Genomic DNA, 15,541 nt, shown 5'->3' on the forward strand with positions numbered 1-15,541 from the left:
ATATCCGGTCTATAGGTCCTGCGAAAGAACGAGGGACCGGGTTGGACATCCGTTTCGAAGAAGCCAGTGCAAGTTTCGAGGGCCGGGTGGCGCTTCATCCGCTGACGCTTTCGCTCTCCGAGCGGCGTATCGGCGTGATCGGCCTCAACGGTTCCGGCAAGACCACCTTCGCGCGCATGATAAACGGGCTCGTGAAACCGTCCGAGGGCCGCGTCATCGTCAACGGCATCGATACCGCGGCCGATGCCGAGCGCGTGCGGGCCCAGGTCGGCTTCATCTTCCAGAACCCGCAGAACCAGATCATCCTGCCGATCCTGAAAGAAGACATCGCGCTCGGTCTCAAGGCGCAGAAGCTTTCGAAAGAGGCTATGGATGCCGCCGTTGCCGCCATCCTTTCCCGTTTCGGCATCCCTCATCTCGCCGAGCGGCGGGCCCACGAGCTTTCCGGCGGAGAGTTGCAACTGGCCGCACTCGCCTCAGTGCTCGTCACAAGGCCGCCGATCCTGATCCTCGACGAACCCACCAACCAGCTCGACCTCAAGAACCGCGACCTCGTGGAGCGGACGATCGCCACACTCGATGAACATGTGATCGTCATCAGTCACGATCTGCCGCTGGTTGCCGATTTCGACCGCGTCCTGCTTTTCGATCAGGGCCGGCTGGTCGCCGATGGCACGCCGGGAGAGGTCATGGCGCGATATCGCGAGCTTGCGGCATGAACACGCTCTACGTCGAGGGAAACAGTCTTCTGCATCGGCTTTCCGCCCGCGTGAAGCTCCTCGCGCTTGCGTTAACCGGCATCGCCCTCATCTTCATCATCTCCCCCTTCGCGCTCGCGATCGCCGCCCTTGCAGCCGGCCTTCTCTATGCGTCGCTTCGAATCGGGTGGCGGCAATCCTGGCTGCGGCTGCGGCCTGTTTTCCTGACGATCTTCGTGGTTGCGGTCTTCGCCTTCTTCGTCAGTTCCGCGCACGAGGCGGCCACCACGCTCTTCAGGCTGACCACGCTGATGCTGCTCGCAGCCGCGGCGACGGCCACCACCACGATCGGCGATTTCATCGATGAGATCACGCTCGCCGCCCGCCCGCTGGAGCGGATCGGCCTCGTGAAGGCCGCCGATATAGGGCTCTCGGTCGGCCTCGTCATCCGCTTCGTGCCCGAGGTGATGACCCGCTATCGGGCGATCCGCGAGGCGCATGCCGCCCGCGGTCTGAAGCCCCGGCCGCTGACGCTCGCCGTACCGCTCATCATTCTGACGTTGAAGAGCGCCGACGAGATCGCCGCGGCCATTGACGCCCGCGGCATCCGAGGGCAGAACTGATCGACAGCTTTATTAGGGAATCGCAAACCATGAGCACCCGGGATCTCGTTCTTGCCGCACTGTTTGCCGCCATCATCGTCGTTCTCGGTCTCCTGCCGCCGATAGCCATCGGCTTCATTCCCGTGCCGATCACCGCACAATCGCTTGGCGTCATGCTGGCGGGTGTCGTTCTCGGCGCCAAGCGCGGCACGGTCGCGGTTCTGCTGGTGCTATTGCTGGTCGCTATCGGGCTTCCGGTTCTTTCCGGCGGACGTGGCGGGCTCGCCGCCTTTGCCGCCCCCACTTCAGGCTTCCTGATCGGCTGGGTTTTCGCCGCATTCGTGACGGGCTACCTCTCCGAACGTCTCATCAGCCGCTCGCAGACGGGCCTCGTGCAGGGTGCGGGCTTTTTTCTGGCGGCGCTCACGGGCGGGGTCGTCGTTCTCTACGCTTTTGGCATCACCTATCTCGCGCTCATCACCGGGCTGGGCTTTAAGCAGGCTTTCCTGGGTTCGCTCGCCTTTGTCCCCGGAGATGTCCTCAAAGCCTTCGTCGCCGCCCTGGCCGGGCGCGCGGTCATGGTCGGCTATCCGCTGCTGCCGCAGCGCGCCTGATCCTTTGTTTTTGCGCATGTCGTTATCGCGAAATCGCAACACACTTTTGCGCGATATCCGTTAATCCAAGAACTGATAGAGCCAATCGCGCAGGTCCTCCGGCAGCGCGATCGGCTCCCGGCTTTCAGGGTCGCAGGCGGTCCAGACGATCTCGGCTTCGGCGACCGCCGTGCCGTCCCGTTCCATGTGGACCAAGAAGCCCGCGGATTTCCCGCCGATCTTGCTCACCCCGACATGCGTTTCCACCAGATCGCCGAGCTTCAGGGGTTCGTGGAAGGTGCAGACGACCTTGCTGACGGTGAATTGCGGATCGCTTCTGGCCGACCGGCGACGGCGCCAGAATTCCGTGACCGCCTCTTCCGCGCGGGCGACATAGGCAGCGCGGAACATCTCGCCATGCATATCGACATCGCGATACGGGACCTGGAATTCATGAAGTTTAGAAGGTTCTTTGGCCACGATGCACCCAAGCGGGACGCTTCTTCTCTTCCTCCTGATTCATTTCGGGCGAGCGGGCGCGGGAACAAGAGGTGCCGGCTTGAAAAATTGCCGCGTCTGCGCCATGTCCGGGGCATTCCTTCCAAGAGGTCGGCCGCATGACCCCCCGCCTGTACGAGCATGACATCTTCCTGGAGCACCGCACGCCTTCCGGACACCCGGAACGGGCCGACCGGCTGCGCTCGCTGGCAATCGCCCTCCAGCACCCGAATTTCGAGAAGCTCGACCGCAAGCAGGCGCCGCAGGCGAGCGAAGACGGCGTGCTGCTTGCCCATCCGGAATCGCACCTGCGCGCCGTGATGCGGGAAATTCCCGAAGAGGACGAGATCAACCAGATCGAGGCGGATACCTATGTTGGGCCGAAGAGCCTGACAGCGGCGCTGACCGGGATCGGCGCGGCCATGGCAGCCGTCGACGACGTGCTTTCCCGCAAGGTGGACAACGCCTTCGTCGCGGCACGCCCGCCCGGCCATCACGCCGAAAAAGAAAAGGCGATGGGCTTCTGCCTGTTCAACAATGCCGCGATCGCCGCCCGCCACGCCCAGAAGGCGCATGGTGTCGAGCGCGTGGCGATCGTCGATTGGGACGTGCATCACGGCAACGGCACGCAGGATATATTCTGGGACGACCCTTCCGTGCTTTTCTGCTCCACGCACCAGATGCCGCTCTACCCCTGGACCGGAGCGAAGGACGAGACGGGCAAGACCGGCAACATCGTCAACGCGCCCCTCTCGCCCGATACCGGCAGCGAATATTTCCGCGAGGCATTCAAATCGCGCGTCCTGCCGGCGCTGGAAAACTTCCGACCGGATTTCATCATCATTTCCGCCGGCTTCGATGCGCACCATCGCGATCCGCTGGCGCAGATCAATCTCGTCGGTGAGGACTTCGACTGGGCGACCGGCCGGTTGATGGAAATCGCCGGGAAATACGCGGGCGACCGGGTCGTCAGCCTCCTGGAAGGCGGCTATGATCTGGAAGGCCTCGCCGAATCGGCGGGCATGCACATCTGCAGACTGATGAAAGGATAAGGAATGACCGAAAACGCCGAGAACTCCGGCGCCATTGGCGATGTGAGCGGCTATTCCTTCGAAAAGGCCGTGGCGGAGTTGGAAAGCATCGTCGCGCGGCTGGAGCGCGGCGACGTGGCGCTCGACGAATCCATCGCCATTTATGAGCGCGGAGAAGCGCTGAAGAAGCATTGCGAGAAGCTTCTCGCAGCCGCCGAGAACCGTATCGAGAAGATACGCCTGGACCGCGCCGGCAAGCCGCAGGGCGTCGAACCGCTGGACGGCGAGTAGGCCCGGAGACGACCATGGTGCTGGGCCTCAAGCACAACGCCAACCTGCTGGTCGATTATGATCCCGATTGGCCGACCGAATTCAGTGTGGAGCGGGAACGGATTGCACTTGCGCTTGGAGCGTTCGCAAAAGGCATCGAGCACTACGGTTCGACATCGGTGCCGGGAATGCGTGCAAAACCCATCCTGGACATTATCGTCGGCCTTGAACCGTTAAAAGACTGGCAAGCCTGCCACGATCCTCTGCTTGCGCTCGGTTACGACTATGCTGCCCATGCCGGTGTGCCGGGACACTATATCTTCGGCCGTGGCCGGGACAAAACCGAGCGGACCCATCTCGTGCATCTCGTGGAGTTCAAAGGATATTCGTGGGTCTCCAACCTTGCCCTTCGGGACGCGCTACGGCGCGATCCGCAACTACGTCGGGACTATACTTCCATAAAGGAAAAAGCGGTTTCTGACGCACCGGATAATCGGGCTCGTTATAACGAACTAAAAAGCGGCTTCATCGATCGTGTCAAGGCGACCCTGCTCTAGGTCGTGGTGAACCAAAGTCTTACGACCTTCGCCACGATGAGGCCACAAAGCGGTTGACGCACCGTGGCCGCCTCCCCATGATAGCCGCCATAGGTTGCTTGGGAGGAACAATCGTGAAATTCAATAAAATCAATGTCATGTTCGCGGGCGCGCTGGCCGTTTCGACGGCGTTTTCAGCCGTCGGCGCGAAGGCGGCGGAATTCATCAACGTGCTGACCGGCGGCACATCCGGCGTCTATTACCCGCTCGGCGTAGCGCTTTCGGAAATCTACGGCCAGGGTATCGAGGGCGCACGCACGCAGGTGCAGGCGACCAAGGCATCCGTCGAGAACCTGAACCTGCTGCAGGCCGGCCGCGGCGAGATCGGTTTTTCGCTGGGCGATTCCGTGCAGGAGGCCTGGAACGGCAACAAGGAAGCAGGCTTTCCAGGCAAGCTGGACAAGCTGCGCGGCCTCGCGGCCATCTATCCGAACTATATCCAGGTCGTCGCCAGCCGGGATTCGGGCGTGAAGACGCTTGCCGACCTCAAGGGCAAGAGCCTGTCGGTCGGCGCACCCGCTTCCGGCACTGAGCTCAACGCGCGGGCGATCTTCGAAGCCGCCGGCATGTCCTACAGCGATCTCGGCAAGACCGAGTATCTGCCGTTCGCCGAATCGGTCGAGCTCATCAAGAACCGCCAGCTCGACGCCACCCTGCAATCGGCCGGTCTCGGCGTCGCCTCGATCCGCGACCTCGCCACCTCCATGCCGATCAATGTGGTGGCCATCCCGGCGGCCGAGGTCGCCAAGATCGGCGCGCCTTACATGTCCGTCACCATTCCGGCCGGCACCTATGAAGGCCAGGCGGAGGATGTGGAAACCGCTGCCGTCGGCAACTTCCTCATCACCCACGAGGGCGTTCCCGAAGAGACTGTCTACCAGATGACCAAGCTTCTCTTCGAAAACCTGCCGAAGCTGACGGCCGCGCATGCCGCCGCCAAGGCGATCGATCCGAAAAAGGCACTCGAAGGCATGCCGGTGCCGCTGCATCCGGGTGCGGAGCGTTATTACAAGGAAGCCGGCTTGCTGAAGTAAGGGCTGGAGTCCCGCACGCTGCAAGTCCCCTCCCCAACCCCTCCCCACAAGGGGGAGGGGCTTACCCTGCCAAGACGCCGCGTATGAAGCAGAACTTTGCCGCGGGTTTTCTCCCCCCTTGTGGGGGAGATGGCCGGCAGGCCAGAGGGGGCTCACTATAAACCAGAGAGCATATTGAGAGTCCGAATGTCCGCGACCGCGATGCAGAGCCCAAACGCCCCCCATTCCGCCGAGGAAGCCATAGAAGGCCTGCCGGCAGGCTTCGGGGAAGGCTTGACCGGCCGTATCGCCTTCTGGATCGCCTTCGTCTTCACCGCATTCCAGATCTGGACCGCGGCCTACGGCACGCTGCCGAGCCAGGTGGTGCGCGCCATGCATGTGGGCTTCCTGCTTTTGCTCGGCTTTGCGCTGTTCGGCAATCTGGTGGCGAAGACCCCGGCCGGAAAGGCCTGGTTCTGGGGGCTCGGCATCATCGGCTTCCTGACCGGCATCTACAACTGGGTGTTCTACGTCGACCTCATCCAGCGCAGCGGCTTTCATACGACGCTGGACCTGGTCGTCGCCACGGCGATGATCGCTCTCGTCTTCGAGGGCGCGCGGCGGCTGATGGGCCTGCCGCTGACGATCATCGCGGCGATCTTCCTCGCATACTGCTTCTTCGGGCAGTATGCGCCCGGCCCCTTCGTGCATCGCGGTTATGATTTCGAACTCATCATCGAGCATTTCGGCTTCGGCACCGAGGGCATCTACGGTACGCCGATCTATGTTTCGGCCGCCTACATCTTCATCTTCGTCGTCTTCGCCGCCTTCCTCGAGCGGGCAGGCATGCTCGGCCTCTTCAACGATTTCGCGCTCGGGCTCGTCGGCACATGGCGCGGCGGCCCGGCGCAGGTCTGCGTCATGTCCTCGGCGCTGATGGGCACGATCTCCGGGTCGGGCGTCGCCAATGTCGTCGCATCCGGCCAGTTCACCATTCCGCTGATGAAGCGCTTCGGCTTCCGTTCGGCCTTTGCCGGCGGGGTCGAGGCCACCTCCTCCATGGGCGGGCAGATCATGCCGCCGGTCATGGGCGCCGTCGCCTTCATCATGGCCGAGACGCTGAACGTTCCCTATGCGGAAATCGTCAAGGCGGCGCTCATTCCGGCGATCCTCTATTTCGGCGTCTGCTTCTGGATGGTGTTCCTGGAAGCCGGCAAGGCGGGGCTCAAGGGCATGAACAAGGCGGACCTGCCGAATCCCTGGGCTGCAGTCAGGGAGCACTGGCCGCTTATCCTGCCGCTCGCCGCCCTCGTCTACCTGCTGTTTGCCGGATACACGCCGATCTTCGCCGGCACGATGGGGCTGGCGCTCGTCGTCGTCCTCATTCTCGGCATGCCGCTCGCGGCCTCGATCGGCCCGCTCGCCTTCCGCCTCGTCTTCTGGCTGGCGCTGGGGCTGGCGGCGGCCTCCTTCCTCAAATACGGCGTCAATTTCCTCGTCATCGTCATCGCGGGGCTGATCGCCGGCTGCCTCTTCATCAAGGGTGGCAAGGAAACGCTCGCCATCTGCCGCGACGCGATGGCGGAAGGCGCCAAGAATGCGCTGCCTGTCGGGATCGCCTGCGCCATCGTCGGCATCGTCATCGGCACGCTGACGCTGACCGGCATCGCCTCCACCTTCGTCGGCGCGATCATCCGGGTCGGAGAGCACAACCTCTTCCTCTCCCTGGTGCTGACGATGATCACCTGCCTCATCCTCGGCATGGGCATACCGACGATCCCGAACTACATCATCACCTCCTCGCTTGCCGGCCCGGCGCTGCTCGAACTCGGCGTGCCGCTGATCGTCAGCCACATGTTCGTCTTCTATTTCGGCATCCTGGCGGACCTGACGCCACCGGTGGCGCTTGCCTGCTTCGCCGCCGCACCTATGGCCAAGACCTCGGGGTTGAAGATATCGATCGACGCGACCAAACTTGCGACCGCAGGCTTCGTCGTGCCCTTCATGGCCGTCTACACGCCGGCGCTGATGCTGCAGGATCCAGGCCCGATCGCCGCTGCCTGGGGCTATCCGGTGGAAGTCGCCTATGTCTTCCTCAAGGCCTGCTTCGGCATCGCGCTCTGGGGTGCCGCCGTCGTCGGCTTCCTCTTCGCGCGCATGGCCATATGGGAACGGGCGATCGCCTTCATCGCCGGCGCGAGCCTGGTTCTCGCCCTTCCGTGGACGGACGAGCTGGGCTGGGCGCTCGGCATAGCGGTGGTCGCCCTGCACTGGTGGCGCAGCCGCGGGGTGCCCTCCCCCACCGCCGCGCCATGAGCCTCTGCATCCTGGCGGCGGGAAAGGTGACGTCACTCGCCGTCTCCCTCTTCACGCTCTCCTGGACCCATTCGGTACAGAAGACCGAGTGGCGGGAAAGCTGGGAGGCGACGCCCGCCGGCCTGGAATTGCGGCAGGCTTCCATTAAGGGGTCCGGCGCCGGCATGGAACCTGGGACGGATGCCATATTGCGGGACGGCTGGTGGATATGGAAGCCGAAGCTGCCGCCGCAGCCGCGCCTAGCGCTTGCGGCCTCCGGCGCGATTGTAGGCGGCTGGCGGCTCTGTCACGAGGGCGGCTGCATGGAGCTCGGGACGACGGCCGGAGAGGAAATAATTCTGAACTCCTGCCCGTAATTAGGCGGTGAGCCAGAAAAAAGCAGTATCCCTCCATTTAACCCTTCCGCTTCAATCTATTTTTACCTGAAAAACCTACAAAGCCCTCGGAATTACTGCGGGACTTCAACGAACACCGACAAATAGAGGCGGATGATGGGCAGGATACGCCCGCTTACAGCCGGCGACGTGCCTGCGATCGCTGCGCTTTTCCATAGGGTCTTCCGCCACTCCGATCGCCAGCCGCCCGCGGGGCTCGTCGAGTATCTCCGGCACCTTTATCTTGAGGCCGCGGCCTGCGCGGAAGATATACCTTCGCTGGTCCACGAGGGCGATGACGGCGGAATCTCCGGCTTCATCGGGCGGCATGTCCTGCCGATGCGGCTTGGAGACCGACCGCTCCGGGCAGCGCTTCTCAGCACCATCATGGCCGACGAGCGCGCCGGAGACCCGCTAGCGGCTGCGAAAATCCTCAAGGCCGCCCTCAACGGACCGCAGGATTTCTCATTCAGCGAAACCGCAAGCGAAGTTTCCTTGCGCATGTGGAAACATGCAGGAGCCGTGGCATTGCCCGGCCACAGCATGGAATGGTTCCGGATCATACGGCCGGCGACGAGCGCGGTCGAAGCATCCGCCAGGCGCTATCCGGTCCTGCGCGCGCTAAGCCCCGTCTCCTCCCGCGTGGACGACGTCTTCCGGCGGCGCATCGTGGCCGAGCGACCCCGCTGGCTCGGGCTGCCCAAGGCACAATCCGGCAGAGCCGGGCTTTCGGTCCGCGAAATCGATGCGACAGAGTTCGCCGGGCTTTTCCGTCTGATGACGGAGCGCTTTCCGTTGCGCCCGGACTGGTCCGCCGAAGCGCTCGATACGACGCTTCGCGAAGCGATGGAAAAGCCGCTCTTCGGCAGGCCCGTGCTTGCCGCAGCCATCGACCGGGGCGGCCAGGCCATCGGCGGGTTCTTCTATCATCTCGGCCCGCATGGCACGGCACGGGCGACCCAATTGCTTGCGGCTCCCGGCAAGGAGGAGGCCGTGCTCGATGCGCTCATCACGCATGCGGCGGAAGCGGGCGCGAGCGCGGTGCGCGGCCGCACGCAGCCTTTCCTCATGGGGGCGATGCTCGGCCGGCGCATCGGCTTTCTCAACAGCGCCTCCACCGTTCTCCATTGCCGCGATCCCGAGATCACAGCCGCGATCCACAAAGGGGATGCTTTCCTCAACGGACTTGCCGGGGAGCAATGGAGTCGGCTGATCGGCGATTTCGGCTGAACATCCCGGAATTGCTATACAGTGTGTCTCCATGGGCTTCGGTTGTCCGCCCGTCCGGTCTTCGATAGAGTCCATCCTCGAAACGGAGACCCGCCCATGTCCTTCTTTCCCGGAAAGGACCCAGTCGCAGGCGATGCCTTTTCCTGCGATGGGATCGAGAACCTGATCATCCCGCGCACCAGCGATATCGGCGGATTTTCCGTACGCCGCGCGCTGCCGACCCGGCAACGCCGGCTGGTAGGCCCCTTCATCTTCTTCGACCGCATGGGCCCCGCCCTTCTGCGGGCAGGAGAGGCTCTCGACGTGAAGCCGCATCCGCATATCGGGCTTTCGACCGTCACCTACCTATTCGACGGCGAGATCAAGCATCGCGACAGCCTCGGCACCGAGCTTGTCATCAAGCCCGGCGATATCAACCTGATGACGGCCGGGCGCGGCATCGTGCATTCCGAAAGAACGCCGGAAAACCTGCGCGGCAAGCCCATGTCCGTCTCCGGCCTGCAGACCTGGCTGGCCCTGCCGGACGACAAGGAGGAAATCGACCCCGCCTTCGGCCACACCGACCGGCAGGCCATGCCGCTGATCGATGCCGACGGCGCGAAGGGGCGCGTGGTGATCGGCAGTTTCGAGGGGCTTGCCTCGCCCGTCACCACCTTCACCGACACGCTCTATGTCGATCTCAGCCTCGAAGCGGGCAAGCGTTTCCCCTTTTCGGCAGCGCATGAAGAAAGGGCAATCTACATCCTTTCCGGCGAGCTCGTGGTTGCCGGCGACCGTTTTTCGGCCGACCAGCTTCTCGTCTTCCGGCCCGGTGACAATATCACGCTGGAAGCGGGACCCGGCGGCTGTCACCTGATGCTGTTCGGCGGCGCGGCGCTTAATTCGAAACGTTACATCTGGTGGAACTTCGTTTCCTCCTCCAAGGAGCGGATCGAAAAGGCCAAGGAAGAGTGGCGCACAGGGCGTTTCGATATCGTTCCGGGGGACGAGGAAGAGTTTGTCCCTTTGCCCGGAGCCTGAAATCCGATAAGGCAGGTTACTTGAAAAAGCCCACTTCCTCCTCATCTTGGTGAGGACGCACTGCACCGGACATAAGCAGAAAAGACAAGATTCCGTGACACCAAACCTCGAAACGCCCCTGCTCGATCAGGTCGAGTTCCCTAACGATCTCAGGAAACTCGACGATCGCGACCTGCCGCAACTCGCCCGTGAAGTTCGCGACGAGATGATCGACGCGGTCTCGCGCACCGGTGGGCATCTGGGCGCAGGGCTTGGCGTCGTGGAGCTGACGATCGCCATCCACAAGGTGTTCGATACGCCTGACGACAGGCTGATCTTCGATGTCGGGCATCAGTGCTATCCGCACAAGATCCTGACCGGCCGGCGTGACCGCATCCGCACGCTGCGCCAGGAAAACGGGCTTTCCGGCTTCACCCGCCGGGCCGAGAGCGCATATGATCCGTTCGGAGCCGCCCACTCCTCCACCTCGATTTCCGCCGGCCTCGGCATGGCGGTGGCGGCCGATCTGGCGAAATCGAAGCGGAACGTCATCGCCGTCATCGGCGACGGCGCGATGTCGGCAGGCATGGCCTACGAGGCCTTGAACAATGCCGGCGCGCTCGACGCGCGGCTGATCGTCATCCTCAACGACAACGACATGTCGATCGCGCCGCCGACCGGCGCGATGAGCGCCTATCTCGCGCGGCTTGCCTCCGGGCGCACCTATATGGGCTTCCGCGAGATGGGCAAGAAGCTGACAAGCTATCTCGGCAAATCGATCGATCGCGCCATCACACGCGCGGTCGAACATGCCCGTGGCTACGTGACCGGCGGCACCATGTTCGAAGAAATGGGCTTCTATCACATCGGCCCGATCGACGGACATTCATTCGACCACCTGCTGCCGGTGCTGCGCAACGTGCGCGACAATGCCCAGGGCCCGGTCCTCATCCATGTCGTCACCCAGAAGGGTAAGGGCTATCCGCCGGCCGAGGCCGCTGCCGACAAGTATCACGGCGTCAACAAGTTCGATGTCATCACCGGAGCGCAGGCGAAATCCAAGCCCAACGCGCCTTCCTATACCAGCGTCTTCGGCGAGGCGCTCGTGCAAGAGGCGGCATTCGACGAGAAGATCGTCGGCATCACCGCCGCCATGCCGAACGGCACCGGCATCGACAAGCTGGCGGAGGTCTTCCCTTCCCGCACCTTCGACGTCGGCATTGCCGAACAGCATGCGGTAACGTTCGCGGCCGGTCTTGCGGCGGAGGGCTACAAGCCCTTCTGCGCCCTCTATTCCACCTTCCTGCAGCGCGGCTACGACCAGGTGGTCCACGACGTGGCGATCCAGGGGCTTCCCGTGCGCTTCCCTATCGACCGCGCCGGCTTCGTCGGCGCTGACGGGCCGACCCATGCGGGCTCCTTCGACACCACCTTCCTGGCGACGCTGCCGGGCATGGTGGTTATGGCCGCAGCCGATGAGGCGGAACTGAAGCACATGGTGCGCACCGCAGCCGCCTATGACGCAGGCCCGATCTCCTTCCGCTATCCGCGCGGCGAAGGCGTGGGCGTGGAACTGCCGGAGCGCGGGCAGATCCTGGAGATCGGCAAGGGCCGCCTCGTCAAGCAGGGCTCCAAGGTGGCGCTGCTTTCGTTCGGCACGCGTCTCAAGGACTGTCTGCTGGCAGCCGAAGACCTCGATGCGGCCGGACTTTCCACGACGGTGGCCGACGCGCGCTTCGCCAAACCGCTCGATCATGATCTCATCCGCCAGCTCGCCCGCCATCACGAGGTACTCATCACCATCGAGGAAGGCGCGGTCGGCGGTTTCGCTGCGCATGTCCTGCAGTTCCTCTCCACCGAGGGCCTGCTTGACCACGGCCTGAAAATCCGCCCGCTGGTGCTGCCGGATATCTGGATGGAGCAGGCGAGCCCGGATGCCATGTATGCCAGGGCAGGCCTCGACCGCGCGGGCATCGTCTCGACCGTCTTCGGAGCGCTCGGCCAGAAGCGGATCGACGTCGGCGCTGCGGGCTGATGCCCAATCAGCGGCGCCGGCCTTCTATCCTCATTTCGAACTGGACGACGTTCGAATAGATCGGCGTGCCGACATCCATGCCGTAGCGGGAGCGGAAGATCCTGCCCTGTACATCGAAGCTGATGGAGCGGCCGGTCCAGCCGGTCAGCCTCACATCGAAACTTTCGGCGGAACTGCGGCCCCTGGCCGTCAACGTGCCGGCGACGCGGGCTGTGTCCGGCCCCGTTTGCTCCACGCGGCTGGAGCGGAAGGAAATCCTGTCGAAATGTTCGGTGTCGAACACCGCCCCGGAACGCAGGAAGGCATCGATCCTCTGCTGCCCGGTGGTGACGCTTGCCGGCCGCAATTCGAAGCTGACCGTCGAGCCCGAGAGGTTTCCCGCCCTCAGATCGAATGTACCGGAAAACTGGCCGAACCTGCCTTTGATGCCGCCGCCGCCTGCCTGCTCGACCGTAAAGGCGATGCTGGAGGACGGCGTGATGGCGTAGCGGCCCGCCGCTTCCGCCAGGCTCGGCACATCGACCGCAAGGGAACCGGCTGCCGGAAGGACCGCGACAGTCAACAGCACGCCGAACAGGGCCATTTTTCCATTCATCGCCCTACTCCTTCACCGAGGCCTTCGGAGGGTCCGATCGACGGCCGAGCATACGCAGGAGCACATCGTCGCGCCGGCGATAGTGATGATGGAGCGCGGCGGCGGAATGCAGCAGCACCAGCGCGAGGGTGAAATAGGCAAGCAGGGCGTGCGCTTCCGTCCACCAGCTTTCGGCAGCATCCGATTTCGGCACCGGCAGATGCGGAACCACGACCAGATTGAAGGCGAAAGTGGGAATTTCCAGCGGCGAGACCGATGCCACCATCCAGCCCGCGAGCGGCACGAGGACGGCAAGTGTCGCCAGAAGAAGATGCACGGCCTTGGCGAACCGCCGTTCAAGATAACTCAGGCCTGCGGACGAGCTGACGGAAGGCCGGACCAGCGAATAGAGAAGCCTCACGGAGGCAAGCACCAATGCCAGCATCCCGAAGGATTTGTGCCACTGGAAGAGCGAAAACTGCAAGACGGGATCTATCCCCGGCCGGGTCATCGCGAAACCGAGCGCCAGGAGGCCGAGGATCAGCACCGCGATCAACCAGTGAAGGATGATCGTGAAAGTGTCATAGCGATCGGCAGGACCACGCATGACGAGCTTCCCAAGGCTTCCTGTTAGATCATCCTCCTGCGCCTGCCTTTCGGCAAGGCGCATCAAATCACGGTAGCGCGATCTTTGATGGGACTATCATAAAACAAGACAGCCCGGGCGAATGCCCGGGCTGTCTCAAGGCGATCATCCGCTTAAGGATCAGAACTCCGACCAGTCTTCCTTTACCGCGGCGGACGAAGCCGTCTTCGAGGAGAATGCGCGGGCAAGAGTCGAACGCAGCGCGTTGGCGGGGGATGCCGCCGGACGGGCGCCGGTGGCAGCCGGAGCCGGACGCGCCACTCTTGTGGCCGTCTCGACGCCAAGCTTGAACTGACGCAGCAATGCGTCAAGCGCCTGCGCCTCGTGAGCGAGCTTATGGCTTGCCGCCGTCTGCTGCTCCACCATTGCCGCGTTCTGCTGGGTGCCCTGGTCCATGTTGTTGACGGCGGTGTTGATCTCCTGAAGGCCGGAAGACTGTTCCCGCGTGGAGGTGACGATGGCGTTCAGATGCTCGTTGATCTCCTGCACCTCGCCAACGATCGCCTGCAACGCCTTGCCGGTCTCATCGACCAATCCGACGCCCGCCTGCACCTGCTGGTTGGAAGTGGTGATCAGCGCCTTGATCTCCTTGGCCGCATTGGCGGAGCGCTGGGCGAGCTCGCGCACTTCCTGCGCCACCACTGCGAAGCCCTTGCCGGCATCGCCCGCACGCGCCGCCTCGACGCCCGCGTTGAGGGCGAGAAGGTTCGTCTGGAAGGCGATATCGTCGATGACGCTGATGATGTTGATGATCTCGCCGGAGGATTTGGCGATCCCCTCCATGGCGGAAACCGCCCGGCGAACGACATCGCCCGATTTCTCGGCACCCATGCGGGCACGTTCGACGCGCTGGCCGACATCTTCGGCGCGGCGTGCCGATTCCTTGACGGTCGTGGTTACCTCCTCCAGAGCGGCAGCCGTCTCCTCAACGGCCGCGGCCTGCTGTTCGGTTCGGCGGCCGAGATCATCGGCAGCGGAACGGATCTCGGAAGCACCGGCATTGATGGCGGATGCGTTTTCACCGACAGACCGGAGCGCCGCCTGCAGTTTTTCGAGCGACTGGTTGAAATCGACGCGCAGCCGGTCGAGACGAGCGGAGAAGGGTGTTTCCAGACGATAGGCGACATCGCCGTTGGCGAGGCTTGCAAGGCCGGTCGCAAGCGAGTCGATCGCGAATTCGATCTCGGCCGCTTCGTTCGCCTTCTGGGCCTCGGCGGCCTGGCGCTCGCGATCGGCGGTTTCGCGCAGGTGATCGGCATCGCGCGAAAGGCGGAGCTTTTCGATCGCGGCATCCTTGAAGACCGCGACGGCCTTGGCCATCTGACCCACTTCGTCGCCGCGCTCGAGGGCGGGAACGACGATATCATTGTCGCCGCCGGCAAGCCGGGACATGGCCTGTGTCATGCCGACGATCGGCGTGACGATCGCCCGCGACAGCGCCCAGACGAGCAGCGCAGCAATGAGACCGGCAGCAGCACCGCCGAGGAGCAGGGCCATGCGCAGATCGCCGAACGCCTCGCTCTGTTCTGCCGTCAGGCCGGCGGAAAGCTCATGCACCTGCTGCTTGATCTCTGCCGCCGTCTCGCGGAAGGCATCGAGCTGGCCGCGCGACTGGTTGCGGCCGATCTCGATGACCTGATCGATCGGCATGTCGCTGTTCCTGCGCGCCGCGAGCTGCGGCTCGGTAAGCTGCGTGTGGAAGACATCCGCCGCCTTGCGCATGGCGTCCAGCGAAGCGATCAGCGCCGGCATATCCGCCGCGGCTTGCTTTGCCGCGTCGATCGCCGCGATCATCTTCTCTCGATTGGCGAAGACATCGTTATAGGTGCTGTCGCTCTTGAAGAGCAGGAAGCCGCGCTGGTTGACGGCCTGTTCCAGCATGGCCTGGAGGGCTGCATCCACATGCCCGACGATCGTCTGGGACGCGACCTGCCTTGCGGAGGCATCGCGGGATTTCGAGGCCTGCCAGTAAACGCCCGCGGAGGCGAGAAGGCAAACCGACATCAAAGCGGCGAAGGTGAAGATGAGCTTTTTGTTCAGCGAAAGATTTTTCAAGGACATGACGG

General features: G+C 63.5%; 16 protein-coding genes. 12 read left to right on the forward strand and 4 right to left on the reverse strand.

Annotated features, from left to right (window positions below; genetic code table 11):
• The first annotated feature begins 41 nt into the window (after nt 1–41).
• Genes YH62_RS19810 through YH62_RS19820 form a run of 3 tightly spaced genes read left to right on the forward strand, consistent with a single transcriptional unit; the run spans nt 42 to nt 1,914 of the window.
• The gene (locus YH62_RS19810) at nt 42–719 is read left to right on the forward strand and encodes an energy-coupling factor ABC transporter ATP-binding protein (RefSeq protein WP_046795963.1); all 678 of its coding nucleotides are present in this window, start codon (nt 42–44) and stop codon (nt 717–719) included.
• Nucleotides 716–1,321 carry a CbiQ family ECF transporter T component gene (locus tag YH62_RS19815; RefSeq protein ID WP_046795964.1) on the forward strand — a complete coding sequence of 202 codons (606 nt, stop codon included), beginning with the start codon at nt 716–718 and terminating at the stop codon, nt 1,319–1,321. Before YH62_RS19810 ends, YH62_RS19815 begins: the two co-directional genes overlap by 4 nt.
• Nucleotides 1,322–1,350: 29 nt before the next feature.
• Nucleotides 1,351–1,914: a biotin transporter BioY gene (locus YH62_RS19820; protein ID WP_046795965.1), complete on the forward strand. Its 564-nt coding sequence runs from the start codon at nt 1,351–1,353 to the stop codon at nt 1,912–1,914.
• Nucleotides 1,915–1,974: 60 nt separating this feature from the next.
• Here YH62_RS19820 and YH62_RS19825 read toward each other — a convergent pair whose 3' ends face one another.
• Entirely contained in the window at nt 1,975–2,373 is a 399-nt protein-coding gene (locus YH62_RS19825) for a thioesterase family protein (protein WP_245282138.1), read from the reverse strand.
• A 137-nt stretch (nt 2,374–2,510) separates the two neighbouring features.
• On the opposite strand from YH62_RS19825, the gene YH62_RS19830 reads away from it, so the two are divergent.
• From YH62_RS19830 to dxs, 9 genes are all read left to right on the forward strand, one after another.
• Entirely contained in the window at nt 2,511–3,443 is a 933-nt protein-coding gene (locus YH62_RS19830) for a histone deacetylase family protein (protein ID WP_046795966.1), read from the forward strand.
• 3 nt (nt 3,444–3,446) lie between these two features.
• Complete coding sequence (locus tag YH62_RS19835) at nt 3,447–3,713, forward strand: exodeoxyribonuclease VII small subunit (protein WP_046795967.1); 267 nt, start codon at nt 3,447–3,449, stop codon at nt 3,711–3,713.
• 14 nt (nt 3,714–3,727) lie between these two features.
• Nucleotides 3,728–4,249 (forward strand): GrpB family protein, encoded by a 522-nt coding sequence (locus YH62_RS19840; RefSeq protein WP_046795968.1) that lies wholly within the window; start codon nt 3,728–3,730, stop codon nt 4,247–4,249.
• Between the two features lie 137 nt (nt 4,250–4,386).
• Nucleotides 4,387–5,322, forward strand: coding sequence for a TAXI family TRAP transporter solute-binding subunit (locus YH62_RS19845; RefSeq protein ID WP_170986311.1), 936 nt, complete (start codon nt 4,387–4,389; stop codon nt 5,320–5,322).
• A 186-nt stretch (nt 5,323–5,508) separates the two neighbouring features.
• Entirely contained in the window at nt 5,509–7,617 is a 2,109-nt protein-coding gene (locus YH62_RS19850; RefSeq protein WP_046795970.1) for a TRAP transporter permease, read from the forward strand.
• Nucleotides 7,614–7,973, forward strand: a complete 360-nt coding sequence (locus YH62_RS19855) for a DUF1850 domain-containing protein (protein WP_046795971.1) — start codon at nt 7,614–7,616, stop codon at nt 7,971–7,973. Before YH62_RS19850 ends, YH62_RS19855 begins: the two co-directional genes overlap by 4 nt.
• Before the next feature lie 132 nt (nt 7,974–8,105).
• Nucleotides 8,106–9,221 carry a hypothetical protein gene (locus tag YH62_RS19860; RefSeq protein WP_245282139.1) on the forward strand — a complete coding sequence of 372 codons (1,116 nt, stop codon included), beginning with the start codon at nt 8,106–8,108 and terminating at the stop codon, nt 9,219–9,221.
• A gap of 96 nt (nt 9,222–9,317) precedes the next feature.
• Complete coding sequence (locus YH62_RS19865) at nt 9,318–10,241, forward strand: pirin family protein (RefSeq protein WP_046795973.1); 924 nt, start codon at nt 9,318–9,320, stop codon at nt 10,239–10,241.
• Nucleotides 10,242–10,335: 94 nt separating this feature from the next.
• Entirely contained in the window at nt 10,336–12,255 is a 1,920-nt protein-coding gene (gene dxs, locus YH62_RS19870) for a 1-deoxy-D-xylulose-5-phosphate synthase (RefSeq protein ID WP_046795974.1), read from the forward strand.
• Nucleotides 12,256–12,262: 7 nt separating this feature from the next.
• Here dxs and YH62_RS19875 read toward each other — a convergent pair whose 3' ends face one another.
• The 3 genes from YH62_RS19875 to YH62_RS19885 form a co-directional block, all read right to left on the reverse strand.
• Complete coding sequence (locus YH62_RS19875) at nt 12,263–12,850, reverse strand: YceI family protein (protein ID WP_046795975.1); 588 nt, start codon at nt 12,848–12,850, stop codon at nt 12,263–12,265.
• A 4-nt stretch (nt 12,851–12,854) separates the two neighbouring features.
• Nucleotides 12,855–13,436, reverse strand: coding sequence for a cytochrome b (locus YH62_RS19880; protein ID WP_046796084.1), 582 nt, complete (start codon nt 13,434–13,436; stop codon nt 12,855–12,857).
• Between the two features lie 159 nt (nt 13,437–13,595).
• Nucleotides 13,596–15,536 carry a methyl-accepting chemotaxis protein gene (locus tag YH62_RS19885; RefSeq protein ID WP_046795976.1) on the reverse strand — a complete coding sequence of 647 codons (1,941 nt, stop codon included), beginning with the start codon at nt 15,534–15,536 and terminating at the stop codon, nt 13,596–13,598.
• Nucleotides 15,537–15,541: the final 5 nt, after the last annotated feature.

Source organism: Rhizobium sp. LC145 (assembly GCF_001005825.1).
In the GTDB taxonomy this organism is placed as follows: Bacteria; Pseudomonadota; Alphaproteobacteria; order Rhizobiales; family Rhizobiaceae; genus Neorhizobium.

Bases quoted from the DNA above. Each gene is read 5' to 3' on its own strand.
- YH62_RS19815 (WP_046795964.1), top strand. From the start codon at position 716: ATGAACACGCTCTACGTCGAGGGAAACAGTCTTCTGCATCGGCTTTCC.
- YH62_RS19820 (WP_046795965.1), top strand. From the start codon at position 1,351: ATGAGCACCCGGGATCTCGTTCTTGCCGCACTGTTTGCCGCCATCATC.
- YH62_RS19830 (WP_046795966.1), top strand. From the start codon at position 2,511: ATGACCCCCCGCCTGTACGAGCATGACATCTTCCTGGAGCACCGCACG.
- YH62_RS19835 (WP_046795967.1), top strand. From the start codon at position 3,447: ATGACCGAAAACGCCGAGAACTCCGGCGCCATTGGCGATGTGAGCGGC.
- YH62_RS19840 (WP_046795968.1), top strand. From the start codon at position 3,728: ATGGTGCTGGGCCTCAAGCACAACGCCAACCTGCTGGTCGATTATGAT.
- YH62_RS19845 (WP_170986311.1), top strand. From the start codon at position 4,387: ATGTTCGCGGGCGCGCTGGCCGTTTCGACGGCGTTTTCAGCCGTCGGC.
- YH62_RS19850 (WP_046795970.1), top strand. From the start codon at position 5,509: ATGTCCGCGACCGCGATGCAGAGCCCAAACGCCCCCCATTCCGCCGAG.
- YH62_RS19855 (WP_046795971.1), top strand. From the start codon at position 7,614: ATGAGCCTCTGCATCCTGGCGGCGGGAAAGGTGACGTCACTCGCCGTC.
- YH62_RS19860 (WP_245282139.1), top strand. From the start codon at position 8,106: ATGATGGGCAGGATACGCCCGCTTACAGCCGGCGACGTGCCTGCGATC.
- YH62_RS19865 (WP_046795973.1), top strand. From the start codon at position 9,318: ATGTCCTTCTTTCCCGGAAAGGACCCAGTCGCAGGCGATGCCTTTTCC.
- YH62_RS19875 (WP_046795975.1), bottom strand. From the start codon at position 12,850: ATGAATGGAAAAATGGCCCTGTTCGGCGTGCTGTTGACTGTCGCGGTC.
- YH62_RS19880 (WP_046796084.1), bottom strand. From the start codon at position 13,436: ATGCGTGGTCCTGCCGATCGCTATGACACTTTCACGATCATCCTTCAC.
- YH62_RS19885 (WP_046795976.1), bottom strand. From the start codon at position 15,536: ATGTCCTTGAAAAATCTTTCGCTGAACAAAAAGCTCATCTTCACCTTC.